The organism is Aquabacterium sp., assembly GCF_044226965.1.
Classification (GTDB): domain Bacteria; phylum Pseudomonadota; class Gammaproteobacteria; order Burkholderiales; family Burkholderiaceae_C; genus Pseudaquabacterium.
Window position 1 is genome coordinate 20,666 of record NZ_JBGAGA010000045.1, and the last position, 26,408, is coordinate 47,073.

Genomic DNA, 26,408 nt, shown 5'->3' on the forward strand with positions numbered 1-26,408 from the left:
CGGTCAATCGGGTTCGCCCTGCTCGCTGCGGCGCGGAATTGGGGGGACGATCAGCGTTCCACCGTGAGCGCCACGCCCATGCCGCCGCCGATGCACAGCGAGGCGATGCCGCGCTTCGCATCGCGCTTGGCCATCTCGTGCAGCAGCGTGACCAGGATGCGGCAGCCCGACGCGCCGATCGGGTGGCCGATGGCGATGGCGCCGCCATTGACGTTGACCTTGCTGGTGTCCCAGCCCATTTCCTTGTGCACCGCGCAGGCTTGGGCCGCGAAGGCTTCATTGATCTCCAGCAGGTCGAGGTCGGCGGCCTTCCAGCCGGCGCGCTCCAGCGCCTTGCGTGCAGCAGGCACCGGGCCCATGCCCATGATGGCCGGATCGAGACCCGCGCTGGCATAGCTGGCGATGCGCGCCAGCGGCTTCAGGCCCAGCGCGGCAGCCTTGGCCGCACTCATCACCATCACCGCGGCGGCGCCGTCGTTGATGCCCGAGGCATTGCCTGCCGTCACGCCGCCCGCCTTGTCGAAGGCCGGACGCAGGCCCGCCAGCGCTTCGGCACTGGTCTTCTTGTTGATGAACTCGTCGGCCGCGAAGACCACCGGGTCACCCTTCTTCTGCGGGATCACCACCGGCACGATCTCGTCCTTGAAGCGGCCGCATTCCTGCGCCGCAGCGGCCTTCTGCTGCGAGGCCAGCGCCAGCGCGTCCTGCTGCTCGCGGGTGATGCCGTACTGCTTGGCCACGTTCTCGGCCGTGATGCCCATGTGGTACTGGTTGTAGACGTCCCACAGGCCGTCGGTGATCATCGAATCGATCATCTTCCAGTCGCCCATGCGCTGGCCGTCGCGCGAGTTCAGCAGCACGTGCGGCGCCGCGGACATGTTCTCCTGGCCGCCGGCGATCACGATCTCGCTGTCGCCGTCGCGGATGGCCTGCGCCGCCAGCATCACCGCCTTCAGGCCCGAGCCGCAGACCTTGTTGATCGTCATCGCCGGCACCGTGTTGGGCAGGCCCGACTTGATGACCGACTGCCGCGCCGGGTTCTGGCCCGAGCCGGCCGTGAGCACCTGGCCGAGGATGACCTCGTTGATCTGCTCGCCGGACAGGCCGCTGCGCTCCAGCAGGGCCTTGATCACGGTCGCGCCCAGTTCGGGCGCGGCGATCTTGGCCAGCGAGCCGCCGAACTTGCCGACGGCAGTGCGCGCGGCGGCGACGATGACGATGTCAGTGCTCATGAAAGTCTCCTTCAAGTGGACAGTGTGGCGGGCGAGGCGAAGGCGCTCAGGCCTTCTGCTTGACGTAGCGGCCCGGGGCGGGTTCGATCACGGAGTGCTGCCGGCTGCCATAAGCCTTCGGTGCAGCAATTGTCTTGCCAGCGTGGCCCTTGAGCCATGCGGCCCATTCGGTCCACCAGCTGCCGGGCTTCTCGGTGGCGCCGGCCAGCCAGTCTTCGGCCTGGGCCGGCAGCTTGTCGTTGACCCAGTGGCTGCGCTTGTTCTTCGACGCCGGGTTGATCACGCCGGCGATGTGGCCCGACGCGCCCAGCACGAACTTGCGCGGCCCCTTGAAGACGCCGGTGCTGGCATAGGCGGCGTGCCAGGGCACGATGTGGTCCTCGCGCGAGCCGTAGATGAACATCGGTGCCTTCACCGCGCTCAGGTCCAGCGGCTCGCCGCACACGGTGAGCTTGCCGGGCTGCTTCAGCTCGTTCTGCAAGTAGGTATGGCGCAGGTACCAGCAGTACATCGGTCCCGGCAGGTTGGTGGAGTCCCCGTTCCAGTACAGCAGGTCGAACGGCGGCGGCGCCTCGCCCTTCAGGTAGTTGCCGACCACGTAGTTCCACACCAGGTCGTTCGGCCGCAGGAAGCTGAAGGTGGTGGCCAGTTCCTTGCCCTTGAGCAGGCCCGGGCCGTTGGGCGCCTGCGCCCCGATCGTCATCTCGCGCAGTTGCACCGAGGGCTCGTCGACAAACACGTCGAGGATGCCGGTGTCGCTGAAGTCGACCAGCGTGGTCAGCAGGGTCACCGATGCGGCCGGATGCTCGCCGCGCGCCGCCAGCACCGCCAGCGCCGTGGCGAGGATGGTGCCGCCGACGCAGAAGCCCAGCGTGTTGATCGTCGACGCGCCGGAGATCGCCTGCACCACCTCGATCGCCTTGATGGCGCCATCGGCGATGTAGTCGTCCCAGGTCTTGGCGGCCAGCGACACATCGGGGTTGCGCCAGCTCACGACGAACACCCGATGGCCCTGCTCCACCGTGTAGCGGATCACCGAGTTCTCGGGTTGCAGGTCGAGGATGTAGTACTTGTTGATGCACGGGGGCACGAACAGGATCGGCCGCTCGAACACCTTGGGCGTCAGCGGCTTGTATTCGATGAGCTGGAACAGCTCGTTCTCGAACACCACGGCGCCTTCGCTGGTGGCCACGTTGCGGCCGACCTCGAACACGCTCTCGTCGGTCTGCGACATGTGGCCCTTGCCAATGTCCTGCCACAGTTGCTGGATGCCGTGCGCGATGCTCTCGCCACCGGTGTCGACAGCCTTGCCAAGGGCCTCGGGGTTCAGCGCCAGGTAGTTCGCCGGACTGGCCGCATCCACCCACTGCTGCACGGCAAAGCGGATGCGGGCCTTGGTCTTGGGGTCGCCCTGCACCGCCTCGGCCAGCTGCATCAGCGTGCGGGCGTTCAGCAGGTAGCTTTGCGCGGCCATCGCGGCGGCCGGATTGGTGGCCCAGGCTTCGCTGGCGAAGCGCTTGTCGCGGATCTGCTGGCTGCCGCCGGCCTGCTGCGCCCGCCCCAGGGCGGCGTTCCACAGCTCGGTGGCCTGGCTCACGTAGTCGGCCTGCAGTTTGGCCAGCGTGTCCAGCGGCACGCTCAGCCCGGCCATCGACTTCACGGCCTGCCCGATCGCCTGGCCGAAAGCCTCGGCGCCGCCGGCCATGCTGCTGGCTGCGGCCTGGATCGCCTCCGTCGCGTCGCTCGCGGCCTGGAGCGGTGCTGGGATGCGCTGCTTCTTCATGCGTGTCTCCTCGCTGCGGCAGTGGCCCCGCCGGTCAGTGTGCGATGCTGTGTGCACCAGGTCACGTTGTACGACCTAGAGCTTACCCGAGGATGACAGGGTTTTCGTTACGCGATATTGCGTATCATGATTTGAAATGCACATCGTTGCCGTCGCCTGGCTGTTTGTCGTGCTGCTGATGACGCTGGCCGAAGCCACGTCGCCGCAGGGCACAGTCCTGGGCGCGTTCTTCACGCTGCTGCTGTACGGCGTGCTGCCCCTGTCGATCGTGCTGTACCTGATGGGCACGCCCATGCGCCGGCGCGCACGCCGCGCGAAAGAAGCCGCCGCGGACGCAAACGCGTCAGTGCCCGATGGCGATGGCCGCGGCCATGCGACCCGTGATCCGGTCGCGCCGGAAGGAGAAGAACCGTAACGGTGACGCCACGGTGCACCACTGACCACCGCTGATCTCGCGCACGCCGAGCGACGCCAGCCGGTCGCGCGCCAGTGCCGGCAGATCGGCCAGCCAGCGCATCTGGCCATCGGGACGCCGCCGGGGCCGGAACCGCGCGGACACGGGTCCTCCCGGTTCGACGCCGAAGGCCACCAGCACATCGGCGCCCACCTCGAACTGCCGCGGCCCGATGCAGGGCCCCAGCCACACGCACAGGTCCTCGGGGGCACACGCCGCGGCCTGGCACAGCGCCTGCACCGTCCGCTCGATCACCCCACCCGCCAGCCCGCGCCAGCCGGCATGCGCGGCGCCGACCGCGCGGCCATCGCGGCTGCAGAACAGCAGCGGCAGACAGTCGGCCACCAGCACCGTGCAGGCAATGCCGGGCGTCTGTGTGATGCTGGCGTCGGCGCGATGGAACGGACGGCCCGGCGCCAGGTCCGCGCGATCCAGCGTCACCACGTCGGCCCCGTGCACCTGGTCCAGGTACACCGGCGTGGCCCCCAACGCGGCGGCAAAGCGGCGCTGGTTCTCCCACACCGCGGCGGGCTCGTCGAGCGCATCGCCGCGCAGGCCGGGCGGGCGCAGGTTCAGGCTGTCGAAGGGCGCGGCGCTGACCCCGCCGCCCCGCGTGCTCATCAGCGCCCGAATGCCCGGCGGAGCGGGCCAGTCCGGCCGCAGGGCGTCGGGCAGTGCCGCCTCAGGCAGCATCCGGGCACTTGGACGGCTGCGTGCTGTCGAAGGCCTCCAGCTGCATGCAGGCGTCGAACACGCGCATCACGTTCGGCACGTGGTCGGTGCGACAGTCGAGGCGCCGGGCATTGAAGATCTGCGGCACCAGCACGCAGTCGGCCAGGCCCGGCAGGTCGCCGTGGCAATAACGTGTTGGTGACGCGGCCAGCTGGCGCTCGACGACCTCCAGCCCGGTCTCCACCCAATGCCGGTACCAGCGGTCCTTGTCCTCCTCGGACAGCTTCATCGGGCCGGTCAGGTAGCGCAGCACGCGCAGGTTGTTCAGGGGATGGATCTCGCAGGCGATGTCCAGCGCCAGCGCGCGGGCGCGCGCGCGCCCCAGCGCATCGGGCGGCAGCAGCGGCGGCTCAGGGTGGGTCTCGTCGAGGTACTCGATGATCGCCAGCGATTGCGTCAGGTACGCATCGCCATCCTTCAGCAGCGGCACCAGGCGCGACGCCGCCACCGCCGCGTAGGACTCGTTGAACTGCTCGTTCTTGACCAGGTGCACCGGCTTGTAGTCGTAGCGCAGGCCCTTGAGCGCCAGCGCGATGCGCACACGGTACGAGGCCGACGAGCGGAAGTAGTTGTAGAGCTCCATCGCCTGCGTCTCCCCCCGCCTCAGCGGACCGCCACGCGCAGCGTGCCCAGGCCCTCGACCGCGCCTTCCATCACGTCGCCACTGACCACCGCGCCGACGCCGGCCGGCGTGCCGGTGAAGATGAGGTCGCCCGGCGCGAGCGTCCAGGCTTTCGACAGGATCTCGATCGTCTCGTTGATGTTCCAGATCAGGTCGCTCAGGTCGCCCTTCTGGCGCTGCGTGCCATTGACCGAAAGCGTCACGGCCCCACGCGTCAGCTCGCCGGTGGCCGACTTCGGGTGCACGGGCCCGATCGGCGCCGACTGCTCGAAGCCCTTGCCGATGCACCAGGGCCGGCCCTGCTTCTTGGCCTCGTTCTGCAGATCGCGCCGCGTCATGTCCAGGCCGACCGCATAGCCCCAGATGTGCTTCGGCGCATCGGCCGCCGCGATGTTCGTGCCGCCGGTGCCGATGGCCACCACCAGTTCGATCTCGTGATGCAGGTTCTTGGTCTGCGTCGGGTAGTCCATCGTGCCGGTCTCGCCGGCGGGGACCACCAGCACCGCATCGGCCGGCTTCAGGAAGAAGAACGGCGGCTCGCGACCGGTGAAGCCCATCTCCTGCGCATGCTCGGCATAGTTGCGGCCGACGCAGTAGATGCGGTGGACCGGGAACTCGCCACCGCCCACGACGGGCAGGGCCGCCTGGCGCGGCGGGTTGATCACGAAACTCATGGTGCTTTCTCCAACGTCGATGCAGCGGCCCTCCCATGGGGCCTGCCGTCGATGATGCCATGGCCTCCCCGCTACACTGGCCATCACCATGCTGCATGCGCGACAGATCAAACATTGCCGCCAGTGCGGCACCGCCGTCGACTACCGCATTCCGGCCGATGACAACCGCGAGCGCGCGGTCTGTCCCGCCTGCACCACGATCCATTACGAGAACCCGCTGAACGTTGTCGGCACGGTGCCGGTGTGGGGCGAGCAGGTGCTGCTGTGCAAGCGCGCGATCGAGCCGCGCCACGGCCTGTGGACCCTGCCGGCGGGCTTCATGGAACTGGGCGAGACGGTGGCCGACGGCGCGTTGCGCGAGACCATCGAAGAGGCCGGCGCGAAGATCGCGCTCGAAGGCCTGTTCACGATGCTGAACGTGGTGCGCGTCGGCCAGGTGCACTTCTTCTACCGCGCCCGCATGCTCGACACCTCGCTCGACCCCGGCAGCGAGACGCTGGAGGCGCGGCTGTTCCACGAGCACGAGATTCCGTGGGACCAGATCGCGTTCCGCACCGTGCGCGAAACGCTGCAGCACTACTTCGACTGCCGCCGCCGCGGCGAAGGTTATCCGCTGCGGGTGGCCGACATCAGCTGAGCTGCGTCTCGGGGGCCCGCACGATCGGGCCGGTGGCCGCGTCGAAGCCCATGGTCCACAGCAGCGCCAGGTCGTTCTCGTCGCGCACGCCCTCGGCGGTGATCGACAGGCCCACGCTCTGCACCAGCTGCACCAGTCCGCGCAGGTAGCGCCGGGCATCGTGGGCCGCGGGGTCGGACAGGCCGTCGACGTAGCGCGCGTCGATGCGCACGCAGTCCAGTCCCATCTCCAGCAGCCGATGCATGCGCGCGAGCGACTGGCCCGCATGCTCCAGGCCGATGTACACGCCCAGCGGCCGCCAGCGGCGCGAGGCTTCCTGCACCAGCGCCGGCCGGTCCAGCGCCAGCGTCTCGGGCAGGTCGATCCACAGCCGCGTCGCGGCCTGCGGTGCGGCTTCCAGCCGGCGCGAAACAGCAGCCATGAAGTCGCTGACGCCCAGCGACTGCGCCGCGATGTTGATGCAGCGCGCCTGGCCGTCCTCTTCGATGGCCTGCAGCGCGAGCTGCACCGCCGTCTCGTCGACCGCCGCGCACAGCCGGGCCCGCGTCGCCTGCGCCAGCCAGCGCGAGGCGGGCTGGTAGGCGCCGCCCGGCTCGAGCTGCACGCGCATCGGGCAATCGAAGTGCAGCACGCGGCCATCGGCGGTGCACACCGGGAACGCGCCCAGGGCCACGCGGCCCTGCTCCAGCGCCTGCGTCAGGCGCTGCTGCCACGCCGCTTCGCCGTAGGGCGCGACCTCGCCGGCGTCGCCGTTCAGGCAGGTCACCGAGAAGGCCTTGTCGCTCTCGGCAAGGGCCAATGCCTCGTCGGCCAGCGCCAGCGCCTGCTGCACACTGACGACGCCGCGCAACTCGACCGCCCCGATCGACACGCCGGCCGCGGCGTCGATGCTGATCAAGGGCATGCGCAGCGCCTGGACCAGGGCCTGGGCGGTCTCGGCCGCCACGCCCCCCACCGGCAGCACCAGTGCGAAGTCCGAACCGTTCATGCGGCCGGAGAAGCAGCCGTCCGAGCGCTGCGGGTAGCTCGTCAGCGTCTGGGCCACGGCCTGCAGCACATGGTCGGTGGCGCTGTGTCCGATGCGCCGGTTCATGCCCTGCAGGTCACGCACCCGCAGCAGCAGCAAGGCCAGGCTGGCCTGGCTGGACTCCGCGGCCAGCAGTTGCTCGAACTGGGCGATGAAGTGCCGCCGCACCGGCAAGCCGGTCAAGGCATCGGCGTGGGCCTGCCGGCGCAGCACTTCGAGCTGCGCGGCCTGCGCGTCGAACACCGCCTGCAGGCGATCGACCAGCAGGTTCATGCTGCTGGCCAGCGGCTGAAGTTCCCGCAGGACGGGCTCGGCCACGCGCAGGTAGCGACCATCTGACAGCGCATTGGCCTGTTCCACGGCGTCGCGCAAGGCCTGGCGGATCTGGCGCACGCGCCAGGCCCCTCCGGCCAGCACCACCCCGCCCAGGAGGGCCAGCACCAGGGCGGTCTGCAGCAGGCCCTGCCACAAGGCGTCGGCCGCGTCGGCGGCCTGGCTGCGCAGGTGCACGCTGCCGCCATGCTTGCCGGCCGCGGACTTCAAGGTCAGGGTTGCGCCCGGCGGGTGCAGGTCCAGCAGTTCGACATAGGCCTCGGGCGCCCAGGCGGGTCGCGCCTCGGCACGGCGCTGCCAGACCAGTCGGCCCTCGCCATCGCGCAGTTGCAGCAGCGACAGGCGCGCGGCGGCGAAGTGGGCGCCGAGCACGGCGTCGCGCTGCTCGACCGTGTCCGGCACGTCGCGCTGGAGCGCCAGCGCCAGCCAGGCGGCACTCTCCCGATCCTGCCGTTCGATCTGCTGCATCAGCGCTTCGCGCGAGGCCCATTGCTGCACCAGCAGCGCGGCCAGCAGGCACAGCAGGACCACCGCCAGCAGCAGCGTCTGCAGGCGCCCGTGCAGCGAGCCGGCTCGCGGCGGCCGCGCCACGGCAGCCGACCGGACGGCATCGGCCCGCGCGGCCGGTGCCGCAGGGGTGACGGGGAAATCGGAAGCGGGCGGCATGGGCGGACGAAGCTGGCACGCCAGGCGCGTGCCCTCTTCGTCGCTATCGACCCGTTGCCGCCGGACTTGAGCGGCGCTGCGCGGGCTACTTGCGCGGCGGCGGCACGTCCGTGCAGGTACCGTGCGCAATTTCCGCCGCCATGCCGATGCTCTCGCCCAGCGTGGGATGCGGATGGATGGTCTTGCCGATGTCGATCTCGTCGGCGCCCATCTCGATGGCCAGCGCAATCTCGCCGATCATGTCACCGGCATGGGTGCCGACGATGCCGCCGCCGACGATGCGGTGCGTCTCCTCGTCGAACAACAGCTTGGTGAAGCCTTCGTCCCGGGTGTTGGCGATCGCGCGGCCCGAGGCGGTCCACGGGAAGTGGCCCTTCTTCACCTTGATGCCGCGGGCCTTGGCGTCGTCCTCGGTCAGGCCGACCCAGGCCACTTCGGGATCGGTGTAGGCCACGCTGGGGATCACCCGCGCATCGAAACGCGCCTTGCTGTCGCCCGCGGCGACCTCGGCCGCTACATGCGCCTCGTGCACCGCCTTGTGCGCCAGCATCGGCTGGCCGACGATGTCGCCGATCGCGAAGATGTGCGGGACGTTGGTGCGCATCTGCACGTCCACCGGGATGAAGCCACGGTCGGTGACCGTGACGCCGGCCTTATCGGCCGCGATCTTCTTGCCGTTCGGGCTGCGGCCCACGGCCTGCAGCACCAGGTCGTACAGGCCATCGCTCTTCGCGCCATCGGCAGCTTCGAACTGCACGCGGATGCCCTCGGCCGTCGCCTGCGCGCCGACCGTCCTGGTCTTCAGCATGATGTTGTCGAAGCGCGGCGCGTTCATCTTCTGCCACACGCGCACCAGGTCGCGGTCGGCGCCCTGCATCAGGCCGTCGAGCATTTCCACCACGTCGAGCCGCGCGCCCAGCGTGGAGTACACCGTGCCCATCTCGAGGCCGATGATGCCGCCGCCCACGATCAGCATCTTCTTCGGTGCCTGGCGCAGTTCCAGCGCGCCGGTGGAATCGACGATGCGCGGGTCGTCCGGCAGGAACGGCAGACGCACCGCCTGCGACCCTGCGGCGATGATGCACTGCTTGAAGCGGATGGTCTGCGTCTTGCCGGTCTTCTGCTGGCCGCTGCCGGTGGTTTCCTCGACCACCACATGGTGCGGATCGGCGAAGGCGCCGTAGCCGCGCACGATGGTGACCTTGCGCATCTTGGCCATCGCACCCAGGCCGCCGGTGAGCTTGCCCACCACCTTGTTCTTGTGCGCCAGCAGCTTGGGCAGTTCGACGCTTGGCGCGCCGAAGCTGACACCCAGGTCGGCGAAGTGCTTGACCTCGTCCATCACCGCGGCCACGTGCAGCAGCGCCTTCGACGGGATGCAGCCGACGTTCAGGCACACGCCGCCGAGGGTGGCGTAGCGCTCGACCAGCACCGTCTTCATGCCGAGGTCGGCGGCACGGAACGCGGCCGAATAGCCGCCGGGGCCGGCGCCAAGCACCAGCACATCGCATTCGATGTCGGCACCGCCGGCGTAGCTGGCGGCCACCGGTGCGGCGGCGGGCGCCGCAGCGGCGGGGGCTACTGCCGGCGCAGCGGCTGGCGCCGCCGGTGCAGCGGCCGGCGCCGGAGCCGCCGCCCCTGCGGCCTCCAGCAGCAGCAGCACCGAGCCCTCGCTGATCTTGTCGCCCAGCGCAACCTTCAGTTCCTTGACCACGCCGCCGGCCGACGACGGAATCTCCATCGAGGCCTTGTCCGATTCCACCGTCACCAGGCTTTGCTCGGGCTTGACCGTGTCGCCGGGCTTCACCAGCAGCTCGATCACCGCGACGTCCTTGAAGTCGCCGATGTCCGGCACTTTCACTTCGATCAGGGCCATGATGGATTCAATCCTTTGTCTTCAGGGTATGGGCCTTGATCGGCCCAGCCGAGTTCTTGTCGAATTCGCAGCCGGCGCGCACGCCGATGTCGACCACCTCGCGCGCCGTCTTCGCCTTGTCCCAGGCCGCGAACATCGCGCCCAGCGCGAAGCTGCGACCCGAGCCGATGGCCCAGAAGCGGTCGAATTCGAACACCTCGCGGTACGAGTACACGCCGAAGATGCCGCTCACATTGGCAATCAGCACCGTGAACTGGCTGCTCTCGTAGGGGTCGGCATCCTCTTCCTTGGTGTTCAGGAAGAAGTGCTCCTTCAGCTTCGGGTGCAGGCGCAGGAAGGTGTCGAACACGTCGTCGCGGCCGTGCAGCTTCAGCTCGTCCGCGGCCAAGCCGCCCAGTGCCTTGCGCAACACCGGAAAGTGCGCCGTGGTGCCGGCCATGCCGATCCAGGAATCGCCGATGCGGAACACCTTGTCGTTGGCCTCGTAGCCGTGGGCCAGGCGGGTGTCGCCGAAGGTCACCAAGGTGTCCCCGGCAATCGCCACCTGGCCGTTCTTGCGCGCGACGCAGATCGTCGTCACAGCAGGACGCGGCGGAAGTCTGCGAGGAGCGCTCCGAGGTAGGCGTTGAAGCGCGCGGCCGCGGCACCATCGATCACGCGGTGGTCGTAGGACAGCGACAGCGGCAGCGTCAGCCGCGGCACGAAGGCCTTGCCGTCCCACACCGGCTTCTGGTAACCCTTGGACAGGCCCAGGATCGCCACCTCCGGCGCGTTGATGATCGGCGTGAAGTGCGTGCCGCCGATGCCGCCGAGGCTGCTGATGCTGAAGCAGCCGCCCGTCATCGCGGCCGGTCCCAGCTTGCCCTCGCGGGCCTGCTTGGACAGCTCGCCCATCTCCTGCGCCACCTGCATCAGGCCCTTCTTGTCGGCATCCCGCAGCACCGGGACCACCAGGCCGTTGGGCGTGTCGGCCGCGAAGCCGATGTGGAAGTACTGCTTGTAGACCAGTGCATCGCCATCGAGGCTGGCATTGAAGTCCGGGAACTTCTTCAGCGCTGCGACGACCGCCTTGATCACGAAGGCCAGCATCGTCACCTTGACGCCGCTCTTCTCGTTTTCCTTGTTCAGCTGGACGCGGAAGGCTTCGAGCTCGGTGATGTCCGCTTCGTCGTTGTTGGTGACGTGCGGGATCATGACCCAGTTGCGATGCAGGTTCGCGCCGCTGATCTTCTTGATGCGGCTGAGGTCCTTGCGCTCGACCGGACCGAACTTGGCGAAGTCCACCGTGGGCCAGGGCAGCAGGCCCGGGATGCCACCGCCGGCGGCAGCGGCCGCCGGGGCCGGGGCCTTGGCCTTCTGCGCCGCGGTCTGCACCGCACCGGCCATCACGCCCTTGACGAAGCCTTGCACATCGTCCTGCGTGATGCGGCCCTTCGGCCCCGAGCCCTTGACCTCTTCCAGCGGCACGCCGAGTTCGCGTGCGAACTTGCGGATCGACGGCGATGCATGCGGCAGCGGCCCCGCGGGGGCAGTGGGCTCGTGCGGCGGCAATGCCGCCGTGGGCGGCACGCGCTCGGCCACCGGGGCCGGCGCGGCTGCAGCCACCGTGGCCGCGGCTGGCGCCGGGGCCGGCGCGGCGGCTGCCGGAGCCACCGCAGGCGCCGCGGCGGCGCCGACCACCTCGATCGTTGCCAGCGGCGAACCCTGCGACACCTTGTCGCCCACGGCCACCTTCAGCGCCTTGATGACGCCCGCATGCGAGGACGGGATCTCCATCGAGGCCTTGTCGCTCTCGACCGTGATCAGGCTCTGCTCGGCCTTGACCGTGTCGCCGACCTTGACCATCACCTCGATCACCGCGACATCGGCAAAGTCACCGATGTCGGGCACCACCACCTCGACCGGGCCGGCCGCCGCAGCGGCGGCTGCAGCCGGCGCGACCACCGGGGCCGGTGCAGGAGCGGCGGCCGCTGCAGCAGGGGCCGGGGCCGGCGCTGCGGCAACGCCCGCGCCAGCCACTTCCAGCACCGCCAGCAGCGCACCTTCGCTGATCTTGTCGCCCAGCGCGACCTTCAGCTCCTTGACGACGCCGGCCATGCTGGAGGGAATCTCCATCGAGGCCTTGTCGCTCTCCACCGTGACCAGGCTCTGTTCGGCTTTCACCGTGTCGCCCGGCTTGACCAGCAGTTCGATGACCGCGACATCCTTGAAATCGCCGATGTCCGGCACCTTCACTTCGACCAATGCCATCTCGTGTGTCTCCGACTCTTGTTCGTCTTCAGGCGTACAGCGGGTTGATCTTGTCGACGTTGAGCTTGTACTTCGCGATCGCCTCGGCCACCTTGGCCGCCGGCACGCTGCCCTCGTCGGCCAGGCTCTTCAGCGCGGCAACGACGATGTAGTGGCGGTTGATCTCGAAGTGCTCGCGCAGCTTGCTGCGGAAGTCGCTGCGGCCGAAGCCGTCGGTGCCCAGCACGCGATAGCTGCGGCCCTTGGGCATGTAGGCGCGGATCTGCTCGCAGTAGTTCTTGATGTAGTCGGTGGAGGCGATGACCGGGCCGGCATGCTTGTCGAGCTGCTGCGTCACGAAGGGCACGCGCGGGGTCTCGGTCGGGTGCAGCAGGTTCCAGCGCTCCACGTCCTGGCCGTCGCGGCCCAGTTCATTGAAGCTCGGGCAGCTCCACACCTTGGCAGCGACGCCCCACTCGCCTTCGAGCAGTTCCTTGGCGGCCATCGACTCGCGCAGGATCGTGCCGGAGCCCAGCAGGTTCACCACCGGCTGCTTGGCCTTGGGCTTGGCGTCCTGCAGCAGGTACATGCCCTTGATGATCTGCGCCTCGGTGCCGGGCTGCAGGCCGGGCATCGGGTAGTTCTCGTTCAGCAGCGTGATGTAGTAGTAGACGTTGTCCTGCTGCTCCACCATGCGCTTCAGGCCGTGCTGCATGATCACCCCGACTTCGTGCGCGAAGGTCGGGTCGTAGCTGACGCAGTTCGGGATGGTGCCGGCCAGGATGTGGCTGTGGCCGTCCTCGTGCTGCAGGCCCTCGCCGTTCAGCGTGGTGCGGCCCGAGGTGCCGCCCAGCAGGAAGCCACGCGCCTGCATGTCGCCCGCCGCCCAGCACAGGTCGCCCACGCGCTGCAGGCCGAACATCGAGTAGTAGATGTAGAACGGCACCATGATGCGGTTGTTAGTCGAGTACGACGTGGCCGCGGCGATCCAGCTGCTCATGCCGCCGGCCTCGTTGATGCCTTCCTGCAGGATCTGGCCGTCGCGCGCCTCGCGGTAGTACATCACCTGGTCCTTGTCGACCGGCGTGTACTTCTGGCCTTCGGGGTTGTAGATGCCGATCTGGCGGAACAGGCCTTCCATGCCGAAGGTGCGGGCCTCGTCGACCAGGATGGGCACCGTGCGCGGCCCGATCTCCTTGTCGCGCAACAGCGCGGTCAGGAAGCGCACATAGGCCTGCGTGGTGCTGATCTCGCGGCCTTCCGCGGTGGGCTCGAGCACGGCCTTGAAGGCTTCCAGCGGCGGCACCTTCAGCTGCTCGTCGGCCTTGGTGCGGCGGTGCGGCAGGTAGCCGCCCAGCGCCTTGCGGCGCTCGTGCAGGTACTTCATCTCCGGGGTGTCCTCGGAGGGCTTGTAGAACGGGATTTCCTTGGCCAGCTGCTCGTCGCTGACCGGGATGCCGAAGCGGTCGCGCATGCCCCTGACGTCGTCGTCGGTCAGCTTCTTGGCCTGGTGCGCGGTGTTCTTGCCCTCGGCCGCCTTGCCCATGCCGAAGCCCTTGACGGTCTTGATCAGCAGCACCGTCGGCTGGCCCTTGTGGTTGACGGCGCGGTGGTAGGCCGCATACACCTTCTGCGGATCATGGCCGCCGCGCTGCAGGCGCCAGATGTCGTCGTCGCTCATCTTGGCCACCATCTCCAGCGCCTTCGGGTGCTGGCCGAAGAAGTGCTTGCGCACGAAGGCACCGTCGTTGGCCTTCATCGCCTGGTAGTCGCCGTCGACCGTGTCCATCATGATCTTGCGCAGCACGTGGTCCTTGTCGCGCGCCAGCAGCGGATCCCAGTAGCTGCCCCACAGCAGCTTGATGACGTTCCAGCCTGCCCCGCGGAACTCGCCTTCGAGCTCCTGGATGATCTTGCCGTTGCCACGCACCGGGCCGTCCAGCCGCTGCAGGTTGCAGTTGATGACGAAGATCAGGTTGTCGAGCTTCTCGCGCGCCGCCAGGCCGATGGCGCCCAGGCTCTCCGGCTCGTCCATCTCGCCGTCGCCGCAGAAGACCCAGACCTTGCGGTTCTCGGTGTTGGCGATGCCGCGCGCATGCAGGTACTTCAGGAAGCGCGCCTGGTAGATCGCCATCAAGGGGCCCAGGCCCATCGAGACGGTGGGGAACTGCCAGAACTCGGGCATCAGCTTCGGATGCGGATAGCTCGACAGGCCCTTGCCATCGACTTCCTGGCGGAAGTTCAGCAGCTGTTCCTCGGAGATGCGGCCTTCCATGTAGGCGCGGGCATAGACACCGGGTGCCGAGTGGCCCTGGATGTAGAGCAGGTCGCCGCCGTGCCCTTCGTGTTCCGCGTGCCAGAAGTGGTTGAAGCCGGCGCCGAACATCGTGGCCAGCGAAGCGAACGAGGAGATGTGACCGCCCAGGTCGCCGCCGTCCGCCGGGTTCAGGCGATTGGCCTTCACCACCATCGCCATCGCGTTCCAGCGCATGAAGCCGCGCAGCCGCTCCTCGAGCTCGAGGTTGCCGGGGCAGCGCTCCTCCTGGTCCGGCGGGATGGTGTTGACGTAGGCCGTGTTGGCCGAGAACGGGTGGTCGATGCCCGCCTGGCGGGCTTCGTCGATCAGCTGCTCGAGCAGGAAGTGGGCACGTTCCGGCCCTTCGTTGGCAATGACGGCATCGAGCGCGTCGAGCCATTCACGGGTTTCCTGCGCATCGGCATCGTTGGCGGCTGCGCCGAGGAAGGATTCGGGCACTGCGGACATGGCTTGTCTCCTGGTTCCGGGGGGCGGGGCGAACGGCCCGTGGCAAGGCCGTGGCGGACGGCGCGGAGTGTGGCACAGAACTTCTCGTCTTTCAAATGGTGCGAGTCAATTTCTTAATATGAAATTGCCTGGGCCCTCCCTGGGGTTTGCCGCGGGTCCACCGCGGGCCGCAACGCCGCCCGGCCGGGATAATCCGGCGCATGAGCGCCTCCGCCCCCCATGCCCCGGCTGCCGGTTCCACGTCCATCGGCCGCCGCATGCTGGGCCGCTGGTGGCGTCGCCAGTCGCCGGCGCGGCAGGATCGCTTCGCGACGCTCGCCCCGCTGGTGTCGGTGCTGCTGTTTCTCGCGGCGATCATTTCCGCCTTCTGGTACTTGCGCAACGAGGAAATCGAGCGGGAGGCCGAGGCCGTCAAGCGCGATACCGAGATCGCCCAGCAGCAGATCCGACTGCGCCTGATCGAAAACCAGGAGCAGCTGGTGCGGATGGCGCGCGAGATCGTCACGCGCGAGCTGGAGGCGCCGAACTTCCTGGCCCAGGCCACCCGCTTCACGGCCGACCGGCCCGAGATCGTCTACCTCAGCTGGGTCGGCGCCGACCGTCGCGTGCGCGCGCGGCAGTCGAGCTTCGGCGAACGCGACGAATGGGCCGCACCGCCCAAGCCTGCCGCGTCCGGCGCATCGGCCGCCAACAGCGGGCCGGACGAAGCCGAATGGGCCTTCATCGCCGCGCGGGACGTGCGGCAGCCGATGTATTCGCGCCCGTTCAAGGACCCGAGCGGCGCGATGGTGTTCCAGCTGCACGTGCCACTGCTCGATCGCGGCAGCTTCTCCGGCGCGCTGGTGGTCGAGTACTCGATCGACGTGCTGCTGCGCCACTTCGTGCCGGCCGAGGTGACGCGCCGCCACGCGATCGCCATCGTCGACGAGCGCGAGCGGGTGATCGCCAGCACCATCACCGCGATGCCCGGCATCGCGCGCCAGCCGGCCTCGATCGTGCACGACGTGCCCTTCGCACCGGCCGCCAACGGCCTGGTGCTGCGCGGCATCGGCTACCGCACCTCGGTCGGCCTGATCGGCAACACGCTGTTCTGGATGGTGGTGGCCTTGTCGGTGCTGACGGTGTGGATGCTGCTGGGCACCTGGCGCCACATGCGCCGGCGCAGCCAGATCCAGGGCGCGCTGGTCAAGGAGACCAACTTCCGCCGTGCGATGGAGAACTCCATGCTCACGGGCATGCGCGCGATGGACCTCGAGGGCCGCGTCAGCTACGTGAACCCGGCCTTCTGCGCGATGACCGGCTTTTCCGAATCCGAGCTGATCAACCGCCTGCCGCCCTACCCGTACTGGCCACATGACCGCATCGAGGAGAACAGCCGCCTCTTGCAGCAGGAACTGCAGGGCCGCAGCCCGGCCGGCGGCATCGAGGTGAAGGTGATGCGCAAGAACGGCACGCTGTTCGATGCGCGCATGTACGTCTCGCCGCTGGTCGACGCGCGCGGCCACCAGACCGGCTGGATGACCTCGATGACCAACATCACCGAGGCCAAGCGCATCCGCGACCAGCTCTCGGCCTCGCACGAGCGCTTCACCACCGTGCTCGAAGGCCTGGACGCCGCGGTGTCGGTGCTGTCGGTGCAGCAGAGCGAGCTGCTGTTCGCGAACCGCTCGTACCGGCTGTGGTTCGGCGCCGATGCGCGCGGCCATGCGCTGCTGGCCAGCGGCGCCGGACCGGCGGTGCCTTTCATCGCCGAGCCGGACGATGCCGTGGACGGCCTCTCGGGCCTGCCGGCGCAGGAGCTCACCGGCATGGGCACCAACCCGCGCGAGGTCTACGCCCACGCGCTGGACAAGTGGTTCGACGTGCGCTCGCGCTACCTGCAGTGGACCGACGGCCGGCTCGCGCAGATGCTGATCGCCACCGACATCACCGCGCGCCGCCGCGCCGAGGAGCAGGCGGCCCAGCAGGCCGAGAAGGCGCAGGTGTCGAGCCGCCTGATCACGATGGGCGAGATGGCGTCTTCGGTCGCGCACGAGCTGAACCAGCCGCTCACCGCGATCACCAACTATTGCTCGGGCATGGTCTCGCGGGTGAAGGCCGACTCGATCAAGCAGGAAGACCTGATCGCCGCACTCGAGAAGACCGCGCGCCAGGCCGAGCGGGCCGGCCAGATCATCCACCGCATCCGCGCCTTCGTGAAAAAGAGCGAGCCGCAACGGCAGCCCGCGCGGGCGATCGACATCGTCGAGGACGCGGTGGAGCTCGCCAGCATCGAACTGCGCCGGCGCAACGTCGCGATCCACCACTACGTGGCGCAGCGGCTGCCGATGCTCAAGTGCGACCCGATCCTGATCGAGCAGGTGCTGCTGAACCTGTTGAAGAACGCGGCCGAGGCGATCGACTCGGCCAAGCTGCCGGCCGCGCGCCGCCACATCGAGCTGCGGGTGGTGCCGCGCCACACGCCCGACGAGGGCGGTGTGATCGAGTTCAGCGTCACCGACATGGGCCCCGGCCTGCCCGAGGAAGTGATCAACCGGCTCTACGAAGCCTTCTTCTCGACCAAGGCAGAAGGCATGGGCATCGGCCTGTCGCTGTGCCGCTCGATCGTGGAGTCCCACCGGGGGCGGATCAAGGCCCAGAACATCTACAATGGCAGCCTTGTCGCGGGGTGCCGGTTCGCCTTCACCCTGCCCGTCGAAACCACCGCGCGGCACGAGGAGACAACGCTGCCACCGCCTCATCGCGATGCCGCAGCGCCCCCTGCCGACGCCCCTGCCGCCAAAACATCCTCATGAGCCTGATTCCCAAGAAGGGCACGGTGTACGTCGTTGACGATGACGAGGCCGTTCGCGATTCGCTGCAATGGCTGCTCGAAGGCAAGGACTACCGCGTCAAGTGCTTCGATTCGGCAGAGTCCTTTCTCTCCCGCTTCGACCCGCGAGAAGTCGCCTGCCTGATCGCCGACATCCGCATGGAAGGCATGAGCGGACTCGAGTTGCAGGACCGCCTGCTCGAACGCAAGAGCCCGCTGCCGGTGGTCTTCATCACCGGCCATGGCGACGTGCCGATGGCGGTGAGCACGATGAAGAAGGGCGCGATGGACTTCATCGAGAAGCCCTTCAAGGAAGACGACCTGCTGAACCTGGTCGAGCGCATGCTCGACTCGGCCCGCTCGGCCTTCAGCCAGCACCAGGAGCAGGCCAGCCGCGACGCCCTGCTCTCGCGCCTGACCACGCGCGAGGCGCAGGTGCTCGAGCGCATCGTCGCCGGCCGGCTGAACAAGCAGATCGCCGACGACCTGGGCATCAGCATCAAGACGGTCGAGGCGCACCGCGCCAACATCATGGAGAAGCTCAACGCCAACACCGTGGCCGACCTGCTGAAGATCGCGCTCGGCGCCAACACGGCGAAAGCCTGAGTCCACCGCACCCCTCCGAGGCCGCTGTTTCCAGCGGCCTCTTGCTTTTTCTGGAGATCCCCATGTCCGCACAACTGATCGATGGCAATGCCCTGGCGAAACAGATCCGCGGCGAAGTGGCGCTGCGGGTGGCCGCGCTCACCGCGCAAGGTCGCCGGCCGGGGCTGGCGGTGATCCTGGTCGGCGACGACCCGGCCTCGCAGGTGTACGTGAAGCACAAGGTCGCCGATTGCGAGAGCGTGGGCATGCACTCGGTGCTGGAACGCCACCCGGCCACGCTGACCGAGGCCGAACTGCTGGCCCGCGTGCAGGCCCTCAATGAAGACCCGGCCATCCACGGCATCCTGGTGCAGCTGCCGCTGCCGCGCCACATCGACGGCAGCAAGGTCATCGGCACGATCTCGCCGCGCAAGGACGTCGACGGCTTCCACGTCGCCTCGGCCGGCGCGCTGCTGCTGGGCCAGCCCGGCTTCAAGAGCTGCACGCCCTACGGCTGCATGAAGATGCTCGAGCACATCGGCTGCGACCCGCGCGGCAAGCATGCGGTGGTGATCGGCCGCAGCAACATCGTCGGCAAGCCGATGGCCATGCTGCTGCTGCAGGCGAACGCCACGGTGACCATCTGCCACAGCGCCACGCCCGATCTCGCGCACCACACCCGGCAGGCCGACATCGTGGTGGCCGCGGTCGGCAAGCGCAACGTGCTGACGGCCGACATGGTCAAGCCCGGCGCGGTGGTGATCGACGTCGGCATGAACCGCAACGACGCCGGCAAGCTGTGCGGCGACGTCGATTTCGACGGCGTGCGCGAAGTCGCCGGCTGGATCACCCCGGTGCCCGGCGGGGTCGGACCGATGACGCGCGCGATGCTGCTGGTGAATACTGTGGAATCCGCTGAACGGGCGGCCTGAGCCCTCTTGTCTCGCGCCCACCCGGCGCCACGTACCTGCCATGGACAACCCCCTGCTGCGCGCCGGCGACCTGCCGGCCTTCGACGCCATCCGCCCCGAGCACATCACGCCGGCCATCGATGCGCTGCTGCCGGCGGCCAATGCCGCGCTGGAGCGGGCCGTTGGTGCCGAGGTGCCGGCCGAGTACGAGGCGCTGTCCGCCGCGCTGGACGTGCCGCTGGAACGCCTGGCCCGAGCCTGGGGTGCAGTCGGCCACCTGAATGCCGTGGCCAACACGCCGGAGCTGCGCAGCGCCTACAACGAGAACCTGGGCCGCATCACCGAGTTCCACACCCGCCTGGGCGCAGACGAACGGCTGTACGCCAAGTACAAGGCCGTGATGGCCAGCCCGGCCGCGCAGCGGCTGCGCCCGGCGCGCCAGCGCGCGCTGGCCAACGCGATGCGCGACTTCGTGCTGTCGGGCGCCGAGCTGCAGGGTGAAGCCAAGCAGCGCTTCGCCGCGATCCAGGAACGCAGCGCCGAGGCGGCCCAGCAGTTCTCCGAGCACGTGCTCGATGCCACCGATCAGTTTGCGAGTTACGTCGACAGCGCCCGCCTGGCCGGCGTGCCGGCCGACATCGTGCAGGCCACGGCTGAAGCCGCCGCCGCCGAGGGCAAGGCCGGCCACAAGCTGACCCTGCACATGCCGGTGTGGATGCCGCTGATGCAGTACGCCCACGATCGCGCGCTGCGCGAGGCGCTGTACCGCGCCTATGTCACCCGTGCCAGCGAGTTCGGCCCGCCCGAGCGCGACAACACCGCGCTGATGCGCGAGCTGCTGCAGCTGCGCCAGGAAGAGGCCGCGCTGCTGGGCTATGCCAACTACGCCGAGCTCTCGCTGGTGCCGAAGATGGCCGATTCGCCGCGCCAGGTGCAGGACTTCCTGCGCGACCTGGCGCGCCGCGCGCGCCCCTTCGCCGAGCGCGACCTGGCCGAGCTGCAGGCCTTTGCCGCCGAGCAGCTGGGCCTGCAGGCGCTGCAGCCGTGGGACCTGCACTACGCGTCCGAGAAGCTGAAGGAGGCGCGCTACGCGTTCAGCGAGCAGGAGGTCAAGCAGTACTTCACCGAGCCGCGCGTGCTCGAAGGGCTGTTCAACATCGTCCAGACGCTGTTCGAGGTGACGATCCGCCCCGACACGGCCGCCACCTGGCACGACAGCGTGCGCTTCTACCGCATCGAGCGCAAGCGCCCCGGCGCTGACAGGCCCGAGCTCGTCGGCCAGTTCTTCCTCGACCCCTATGCGCGTACCGGCAAGCGGCCGGGCGCCTGGATGGACGACGCACGCGGCCGCTGGGCCCGCCCCGACCGCGCCGACGGCCAGGTGCAGACGCCGGTGGCGCAGCTGGTGTGCAACTTCGCCGCGCCGGTGGGCGACAAGCCGGCGCTGCTGACGCACGACGACGTGATCACGCTGTTCCACGAGTTCGGCCACGGCCTGCACCACATGCTGACGCAGGTGGACGACCTTGCCGTGGCCGGCATCTCCGGCGTCGAGTGGGACGCGGTGGAACTGCCCAGCCAGTTCATGGAGAACTTCTGCTGGGAATGGGAAGTGCTGTCGCGCCTGACCGCGCATGTCGAGACCGGCGCCCCGCTGCCGCGCGCGCTGTTCGAGCGCATGGTGGCCGCACGCAACTTCCAGAGCGGACTGCAGACCTTGCGCCAGATCGAGTTCGCGCTGTTCGACATGCGCATCCATGCCGAGGCCGATGCCGCCGCCGACGTGCAGCGCGTCATCGACGACGTGCGGCGCGAGGTGGCGGTGCTCATCCCGCCGGCGTTCAACCGCTTCCAGCACACCTTCTCGCACATCTTCGCGGGCGGTTACTCGGCCGGCTACTACAGCTACAAGTGGGCGGAGGTGCTCTCGGCCGATGCCTTTGCGGCGTTCGAGGAGTCCAGCCTGTTCGACGCCGAGACCGGCCGCCGCTACCGGCGCGAGATCCTGGAAGCCGGCGGCAGCCGGCCGGCGATGGAAAGCTTCAAGGCCTTCCGGGGCCGCGAGCCGCGCATTGATGCACTGTTGCGGCACCAGGGCATGGCCTGAAGCATCGCCGCCGCTTGAGCGGCCGCGGCGGCTGGGCTAGATTCGACGCATGATCCGCCTCACCAGCTTCAGCGCCGCGTTGCTCTGCCTCGCCGGTTCGGCCCTTGCCCAGTACAAGGTCGTCGGTCCCGATGGCAAGGTCACCTACACCGACCGGCCGCCGGTCGCCGAGCCGAGCGCCAACATCAAGCAGCTCGGGCGCACGTCCGCCCAGGCCAGCGCCGCCAGCAACCTGCCGGCGGAGTTGCGGCCCATCGTGCAGCGCTTCCCGGTGGTGTTCTACAGCGCGCCGGAGTGCGGCCCCTGCGACAGCGCCCGCGCGCTGCTGAAGGCACGGGGCATCCCGATGACCGAGCGCCAGGTCCTGACCACCGACGACCTGCCTGCCCTCGAACGCGCCACCGGCAGCCGCTCGCTGCCCGCACTGACAGTGGGCGGCCAGACCGCCGCCGGCTATTCGGAAAGCCAGTGGCACAACCTGCTGGATCTGGCCGGCTACCCGCGCGACTCGAAGCTGCCGCGCGATTACGTCGCCGCGCCGGCCACGCCGCTGGTCGCGCGCCAGGCCGCAGCCCCGGCGCCCGCACCGGCCCCGGCCGCCCCTCCGGCGGCGGCCGAGCCCGAAGCCCCGGCGGCCTCGGGCATCCGCTTCTGACCCACCGGTTCAGCGCCGCAGGCGCGCGACGATCTCGCCCACCTCGCGCAAGGCACCGTCCACCGCCGGCGTGTGCAGGCGGCCGCAGCTCAGCCGCACGAAGTTGTCGCAGCGCCGGCTGTTCGTGAACATCGAGCCGGGCGCCAGCTTGATGCCGGCTTCCAGCGCCTGCTCGAACACCGCGTAGGACGACACGCCCTCGGGCAGCTGCACCCACAGCAGCATGCCGCCCTCCGGCACCGACAGGCGGGTACCCTCAGGAAAATAACGCGCAACCGACTCGGCCATCTGCTCGCGCTGGCGCCGCAGCGCCTGGCGCAGCTGGCGCAGGTGGCGGTCGAAGGCCGCGCCGGCAATGAATTCGGCCGCCGCCATCTGCGGCAGCTCCTCGCTGTAGCGGCTTTGCGTGTACTTCAGCATCTCCACCCGCGCCTGCCAGCGGCCCGCCAACAGCCAGCCCAGGCGCAGGCCGGGCGCGATCAGCTTGTTCAGCGACTGGCAGTAGATGACATGGCCCTCGCGGTCATAGGCCTTGGCGGCACGGTAGGGCGTGTCGTCCGAGCCCATGTCGCCGTAGATGTCGTCCTCGATCAGCGCCACCCCTCGCTCGGCGCACAGCTGCACCAGGCGCTCCTTGTGCGCGTCGGGCATCACGGTGCCCAGCGGGTTGTGCAGCGTCGGCATGCTGACCACCGCCTTGATGCTTGGATCGTGCTCGAGCGCGAAGGCCAGTGCGTCGAGCGACAGGCCGGTGAACGGGCTGGCCGGGATCTCCAGCGCGCGCAGGCCCAGCGCCTCCAGCACCTGCAGCAGGCCGTAGAAGGTGGGCGACTCCACCGCCACCGTGTCGCCCGGCCGCGCCACGGCGCGCAAGGCCAGGTTCACCGCCTCGATGCAACCATGCGTCACCACCACCTCTTCAGGCGCCGCGGTGATGCCGCGCGCCAGCGCGCGCCGCACCAGGGCCTGGCGCAGCGCCGGGTGGCCGTGGCGGCGCACCATGGTCGTCAGCAGCGCGGGCTGGGTGCGCAGCAGGCGCTGCATGCTGCGCTGCAGGGCCGCGGCCGGGTACAGCTCGGGCGAGCCGACCGCCAGCGCCAGGTTCACCTTCACCGGCTTCTGCTGGCCGCGCGCCAGGATCTCGGACACGTGCGCATGGATGCCGACATAGTCGGCCGGGTCGAGCGGCACGCTGGCATTCACCTCCTGCGCCGGCAGCATCGTGCTGCGGCGCGGCGCCTGCACGTAGTAGCCCGAGCGCGGCCGGGCTTCGAGCCAGCCCTGGTCTTCCAGGTAGCGGCAGGTCTGCAACGCGGTGGACAGGCTCACCTCGTGCGTGCTCATCAGCTTGCGTACCGAGGGGAAACGGTCGCCCACCGCCAGCGTGCCCGCGCGCATCGCGTCCAGGTAGTGGTGCGCGAGGCGGCGGTACAGCGTGGGGGGCGCGGCGGTCATCGTCATCGCAGCTGCGATCTTCGCTGCCGGCGCGGGGTTGGCAACAGATACAGCGCTCGGTGATTGTGACGGTAACAGTCACGCGCAGCGGCCGCTGTTGCGCGTCAGACAGTCTGGCGCTGTACCTGACGGGAACAGCCGCCGCCGCGCACAGTCGGGGCCATCGAACGGAGCCGACCCATGAGCCACCGCCCCACCCTTCCGCAACGCCTGGAGATGCGCCCGCAGCAGACGCTGTCGCAGTACCTGGGTCCCGGCACGCTGATCCATGTGGTCAGCGGACCCGTGCAGCTAACCGAGCCGCCGCAATGGCTGGGCGAACGCATGCACGCGCCCCGCCGCCACCTGGTCGCCGGCCAGACCCATGCGATCGCCCACGGCGGCTGGCTGACGCTGCAGGCCGGCGATCAGCCTGCGCTGCTGCTGTGCCACGCGCCGGCAGCCACGCGGCGGCCGACGCGCCGCGCGCTGCCCTTCCTCCACCACCAGCCCGCCGCCCGTTGAGCATGAACAGCACCCGCCAATCCCGCTTCGACGCCATCGCCGCCGCGATGGGCCACAGCTTTGCCGGCGAGATCCTGATCGGCGGCGACTACGTCTCCACGCAGCGCCACGGCCCACAGGTCTTCGTCAGCGGCCAGATCCCGCGCGTGGGCACGACGGTCGTCGTCACCGGCCGCGTCGGCAGCGAGGTGTCGCTGGCCGAGGCGCAGGCCGGCGCCCGCATCTGCGCGATGCGCGCGCTGGCGCTGCTGGCGCGTGCGCTCGGCTCGCTCGATCGCATCACCCAGCTGCTGAAAGTGGGGGTCTACGTGCAGTCGGCTGCCGACTTCACGCAGCAGAGCGAGGTGGCCGACGCCGCCTCCGCGCTATTGCATGAAGTGCTCGGCCCGGCCGGCACGCACACGCGCACCTCGGTGGGCGTCTACCAGCTGCCGAAGAACGCTGCCGTCGAACTCGACCTGATCGCGGCGGTCGAGTAGCGAGCCGGACGTCAGGCCCGCTGCTCGGCCGCGGCAAACGCCCGCTGTAACCCGCGCGCGACCCAGCTGCCCGAGCCCACCGCCGCACCCATGATCCAGAACATCACACCCGGGCCGAGCGCGGTGCCCACCACGCCGAAGGCCAGCGGCATCACGCTGCTGGAGGCGTTGATCGCCATCGAGCGGAACGCGATCGCCTCACCGTGGCGGTGGGGCGGCGTCAAGTGGTGCAAGGTGGACATGATCATCGGCTGCACCGAGCCCAGCGTCAGCCCGAGCAGCGTGGCGCACACGCCCATCAGCCAGGGCGTGCCGGCAAACGGGTAGAGCGCGAACACCGCGCCGGTCAGCACCATCGCGAAACGCAACACCGTCACTTCCTGCAGCCGGTGCGCGAGCATCGGGATCACGAAGCGCACCAGGGTCACCGCCAGCGTGAAGCTGCCGAGCACCAGGCCGATGGTCGATGCGTTGTAGCCGCGGCCGTGGCCCAGCACCGGCACCGCGAAGCTGTGCACGTCCCAGCTGGCCGAGAGCAGCCAGTTCACCACCAGCAGGCGCTTCAGGCCCGGCGTGGCCAGCAGGTCCCAGGTGTTGCTGCCGTCGCCGGCCTTCGCCTCGGTCGCGGGTCGGGCCACCTGCGGCACGAGGCGTGCGATCCACAGCGAGGCCAGCGGCAGCAGCAGCATCAGGCCATAGGCCGCTGCGAAGCCGCCCGCATCGATCATGAAGCCGGCCGTCACCGGCCCGACCACATTGGCGAGCGAAGGCGCCATGCCCAGCCAGCTGAACACACGCAGTCGCTCGGTCGAGTCGCCCGCCAGGTGGCCCGCGGTGCGCTGGATCGCGATCAGGCCGATGTTGGTGCCGACGCCCGAGGCCGCAGCCCCCAGGCACAGCAGCAGGAACTGCCACCAGCCCGGCAGGAAGCAGGCCGTCAGCGCCAGGCCCGCGCCCATCACCGTGCAGCCGACGGCCACCCGCACTGGCCGGTGGTAGCCGTAGCGATCGGCCATGCGGCCGGCGGCCAGCGCCGTCACCACCGGCAGCGCGGCAAACAGCGCGAGCAGCACGCCCACCGCCCACGCGCTGCGGCCGCCCTCCAGCGCCTGCAACGGCGCCGCCATGCGCTGGCCGGCCATGGCCGCATGCAGGGTGATCTGGCCGACGATCAGCGCCGGCAGCACCCTGGTCATCGTGACCTCAGGCAGAAGGCCTCCCGTCATCGATCTCATCGACCAGCCCGGGCAGCAAGGCCTGCGTCTGCTGCTCCGGCAGCGCTTCGACGCTGCGCAGCTGCCGCGCCATCGCCCGCGTGCGCACCTCAGCCAGCTCGATGGTATTGCCGGCCTCCTCGAGCTTCTTCTTGGTCCTGGCCAGCACGTCGCCGAACTTGCCGAACTCGGTCTTCACCGCGCCCAGCACCTGCCAGACCTCGGCGCTGCGCTTTTCCAGCGCCAGCGTGCGGAAGCCCATCTGCAGGCTGGACAGGGTGGCCAGCAAGGTGGTCGGCCCGGCCAGCGTGATGCGGTGCTCGCGCTGCAGAGATTCGGCCAGGCCCGGCCGGCGCAGCGCCTCGGCATACAGGCTTTCGGTGGGCACGAAGAGGATCGCGAAATCGGTGGTGTGCGGCGCGGCGATGTACTTCTCGCGGATGGTCTTCGCCTCCAGCCGCAGCCGCGCCTCGATGGCCTTGGCCGCGGCTTCGACGGCCGGCGCATCGGCACGTTCCTGCGCATCGAGCAGGCGCTCGTAATCCTCGCGCGGGAACTTGGCGTCGATCGGCAGCCACAGCGGAGCGCCGTCGTCGCGCCGGCCGGGCAGGCGGATCGCGAACTCCACGCGTGCGCCGCTGCCGGGCACGGTCTCGA

The 26,408-nt window shown here is 69.4% G+C and carries 22 protein-coding genes; 9 read left to right on the forward strand and 13 right to left on the reverse strand.

What is annotated here, in order from left to right; translation table 11 throughout:
- Window positions 1-50: 50 nt before the first annotated feature.
- Window positions 51-1,232, reverse strand: a complete 1,182-nt coding sequence (locus tag ACILR4_RS18945) for an acetyl-CoA C-acetyltransferase (protein WP_395702429.1) — start codon at window positions 1,230-1,232, stop codon at window positions 51-53.
- A 46-nt stretch (window positions 1,233-1,278) separates the two neighbouring features.
- On the reverse strand, window positions 1,279-3,015 hold the full coding sequence (gene phaC, locus ACILR4_RS18950; RefSeq protein ID WP_395702430.1) for a class I poly(R)-hydroxyalkanoic acid synthase: 1,737 nt from the start codon (window positions 3,013-3,015) through the stop codon (window positions 1,279-1,281).
- A gap of 136 nt (window positions 3,016-3,151) precedes the next feature.
- Between phaC and ACILR4_RS18955 the strand changes: the two genes are divergently transcribed.
- Complete coding sequence (locus ACILR4_RS18955; protein WP_395702431.1) at window positions 3,152-3,430, forward strand: hypothetical protein; 279 nt, start codon at window positions 3,152-3,154, stop codon at window positions 3,428-3,430.
- Here ACILR4_RS18955 and pgeF read toward each other — a convergent pair.
- Genes pgeF through ACILR4_RS18970 form a run of 3 tightly spaced genes read right to left on the reverse strand, consistent with a single transcriptional unit; the run spans window position 3,359 to window position 5,497 of the window.
- Window positions 3,359-4,162 (reverse strand): peptidoglycan editing factor PgeF, encoded by an 804-nt coding sequence (gene pgeF / locus ACILR4_RS18960; protein ID WP_395702432.1) that lies wholly within the window; start codon window positions 4,160-4,162, stop codon window positions 3,359-3,361. The genes ACILR4_RS18955 and pgeF overlap by 72 nt on opposite strands.
- Complete coding sequence (gene maiA / locus ACILR4_RS18965; RefSeq protein ID WP_395702433.1) at window positions 4,152-4,784, reverse strand: maleylacetoacetate isomerase; 633 nt, start codon at window positions 4,782-4,784, stop codon at window positions 4,152-4,154. The genes pgeF and maiA overlap by 11 nt, the downstream gene beginning before the upstream one ends.
- Before the next feature lie 20 nt (window positions 4,785-4,804).
- Window positions 4,805-5,497, reverse strand: a complete 693-nt coding sequence (locus ACILR4_RS18970; RefSeq protein WP_395702434.1) for a fumarylacetoacetate hydrolase family protein — start codon at window positions 5,495-5,497, stop codon at window positions 4,805-4,807.
- An 88-nt stretch (window positions 5,498-5,585) separates the two neighbouring features.
- Between ACILR4_RS18970 and ACILR4_RS18975 the strand changes: the two genes are divergently transcribed.
- Window positions 5,586-6,134, forward strand: a complete 549-nt coding sequence (locus ACILR4_RS18975; RefSeq protein ID WP_395702435.1) for an NUDIX hydrolase — start codon at window positions 5,586-5,588, stop codon at window positions 6,132-6,134.
- On the opposite strand, the gene ACILR4_RS18980 is transcribed toward ACILR4_RS18975, so the two are convergent.
- From ACILR4_RS18980 to aceE, 5 genes are all read right to left on the reverse strand, one after another.
- Window positions 6,127-8,160 (reverse strand): EAL domain-containing protein, encoded by a 2,034-nt coding sequence (locus tag ACILR4_RS18980; protein ID WP_395702436.1) that lies wholly within the window; start codon window positions 8,158-8,160, stop codon window positions 6,127-6,129. The two genes, ACILR4_RS18975 and ACILR4_RS18980, sit on opposite strands and share 8 nt — an antisense overlap.
- 85 nt (window positions 8,161-8,245) lie before the next feature.
- A complete protein-coding gene (gene lpdA / locus ACILR4_RS18985; RefSeq protein WP_395702437.1) occupies window positions 8,246-10,036 on the reverse strand; it encodes a dihydrolipoyl dehydrogenase in 1,791 nt (596 codons plus the stop codon).
- A gap of 7 nt (window positions 10,037-10,043) precedes the next feature.
- The gene (locus ACILR4_RS18990) at window positions 10,044-10,616 is read right to left on the reverse strand and encodes an MFS transporter (RefSeq protein ID WP_395702438.1); all 573 of its coding nucleotides are present in this window, start codon (window positions 10,614-10,616) and stop codon (window positions 10,044-10,046) included.
- The gene (aceF, locus tag ACILR4_RS18995) at window positions 10,613-12,286 is read right to left on the reverse strand and encodes a dihydrolipoyllysine-residue acetyltransferase (protein WP_395702439.1); all 1,674 of its coding nucleotides are present in this window, start codon (window positions 12,284-12,286) and stop codon (window positions 10,613-10,615) included. The genes ACILR4_RS18990 and aceF overlap by 4 nt, the downstream gene beginning before the upstream one ends.
- 28 nt (window positions 12,287-12,314) lie before the next feature.
- The gene (aceE, locus tag ACILR4_RS19000) at window positions 12,315-15,029 is read right to left on the reverse strand and encodes a pyruvate dehydrogenase (acetyl-transferring), homodimeric type (protein ID WP_395702440.1); all 2,715 of its coding nucleotides are present in this window, start codon (window positions 15,027-15,029) and stop codon (window positions 12,315-12,317) included.
- 200 nt (window positions 15,030-15,229) lie between these two features.
- Here aceE and ACILR4_RS19005 point away from each other — a divergent pair, with 200 nt between their 5' ends.
- The 5 genes from ACILR4_RS19005 (at window position 15,230) to ACILR4_RS19025 (ending at window position 22,099) form a co-directional block, all read left to right on the forward strand.
- Entirely contained in the window at window positions 15,230-17,824 is a 2,595-nt protein-coding gene (locus tag ACILR4_RS19005; RefSeq protein WP_395702441.1) for a PAS domain S-box protein, read from the forward strand.
- Window positions 17,821-18,447: a response regulator transcription factor gene (locus ACILR4_RS19010; protein ID WP_395702442.1), complete on the forward strand. Its 627-nt coding sequence runs from the start codon at window positions 17,821-17,823 to the stop codon at window positions 18,445-18,447. Before ACILR4_RS19005 ends, ACILR4_RS19010 begins: the two co-directional genes overlap by 4 nt.
- 62 nt (window positions 18,448-18,509) lie before the next feature.
- Window positions 18,510-19,358 (forward strand): bifunctional methylenetetrahydrofolate dehydrogenase/methenyltetrahydrofolate cyclohydrolase FolD, encoded by an 849-nt coding sequence (gene folD / locus ACILR4_RS19015; protein WP_395702443.1) that lies wholly within the window; start codon window positions 18,510-18,512, stop codon window positions 19,356-19,358.
- A 40-nt stretch (window positions 19,359-19,398) separates the two neighbouring features.
- Window positions 19,399-21,444 carry a M3 family metallopeptidase gene (locus ACILR4_RS19020; RefSeq protein ID WP_395702444.1) on the forward strand — a complete coding sequence of 682 codons (2,046 nt, stop codon included), beginning with the start codon at window positions 19,399-19,401 and terminating at the stop codon, window positions 21,442-21,444.
- A gap of 49 nt (window positions 21,445-21,493) precedes the next feature.
- A complete protein-coding gene (locus tag ACILR4_RS19025) occupies window positions 21,494-22,099 on the forward strand; it encodes a glutaredoxin domain-containing protein (protein WP_395702445.1) in 606 nt (201 codons plus the stop codon).
- 9 nt (window positions 22,100-22,108) lie between these two features.
- Here the strand turns inward: ACILR4_RS19025 and ACILR4_RS19030 are convergent, their stop codons facing one another.
- Entirely contained in the window at window positions 22,109-23,560 is a 1,452-nt protein-coding gene (locus ACILR4_RS19030; protein ID WP_395702446.1) for a PLP-dependent aminotransferase family protein, read from the reverse strand.
- A gap of 174 nt (window positions 23,561-23,734) precedes the next feature.
- On the opposite strand from ACILR4_RS19030, the gene ACILR4_RS19035 reads away from it, so the two are divergent.
- Window positions 23,735-24,058, forward strand: coding sequence for a hypothetical protein (locus ACILR4_RS19035; RefSeq protein WP_395702447.1), 324 nt, complete (start codon window positions 23,735-23,737; stop codon window positions 24,056-24,058).
- 2 nt (window positions 24,059-24,060) lie between these two features.
- Window positions 24,061-24,537, forward strand: a complete 477-nt coding sequence (locus tag ACILR4_RS19040; protein WP_395702448.1) for a RidA family protein — start codon at window positions 24,061-24,063, stop codon at window positions 24,535-24,537.
- A gap of 11 nt (window positions 24,538-24,548) precedes the next feature.
- On the opposite strand, the gene ACILR4_RS19045 is transcribed toward ACILR4_RS19040, so the two are convergent.
- Together ACILR4_RS19045 and ACILR4_RS19050 are read right to left on the reverse strand one after the other, a co-directional pair.
- Window positions 24,549-25,733, reverse strand: coding sequence for an MFS transporter (locus ACILR4_RS19045; protein ID WP_395702449.1), 1,185 nt, complete (start codon window positions 25,731-25,733; stop codon window positions 24,549-24,551).
- Between the two features lie 7 nt (window positions 25,734-25,740).
- A partial coding sequence (locus tag ACILR4_RS19050; RefSeq protein WP_395702450.1) for a DNA recombination protein RmuC occupies window positions 25,741-26,408 on the reverse strand: 668 nt, incomplete at its 5' end.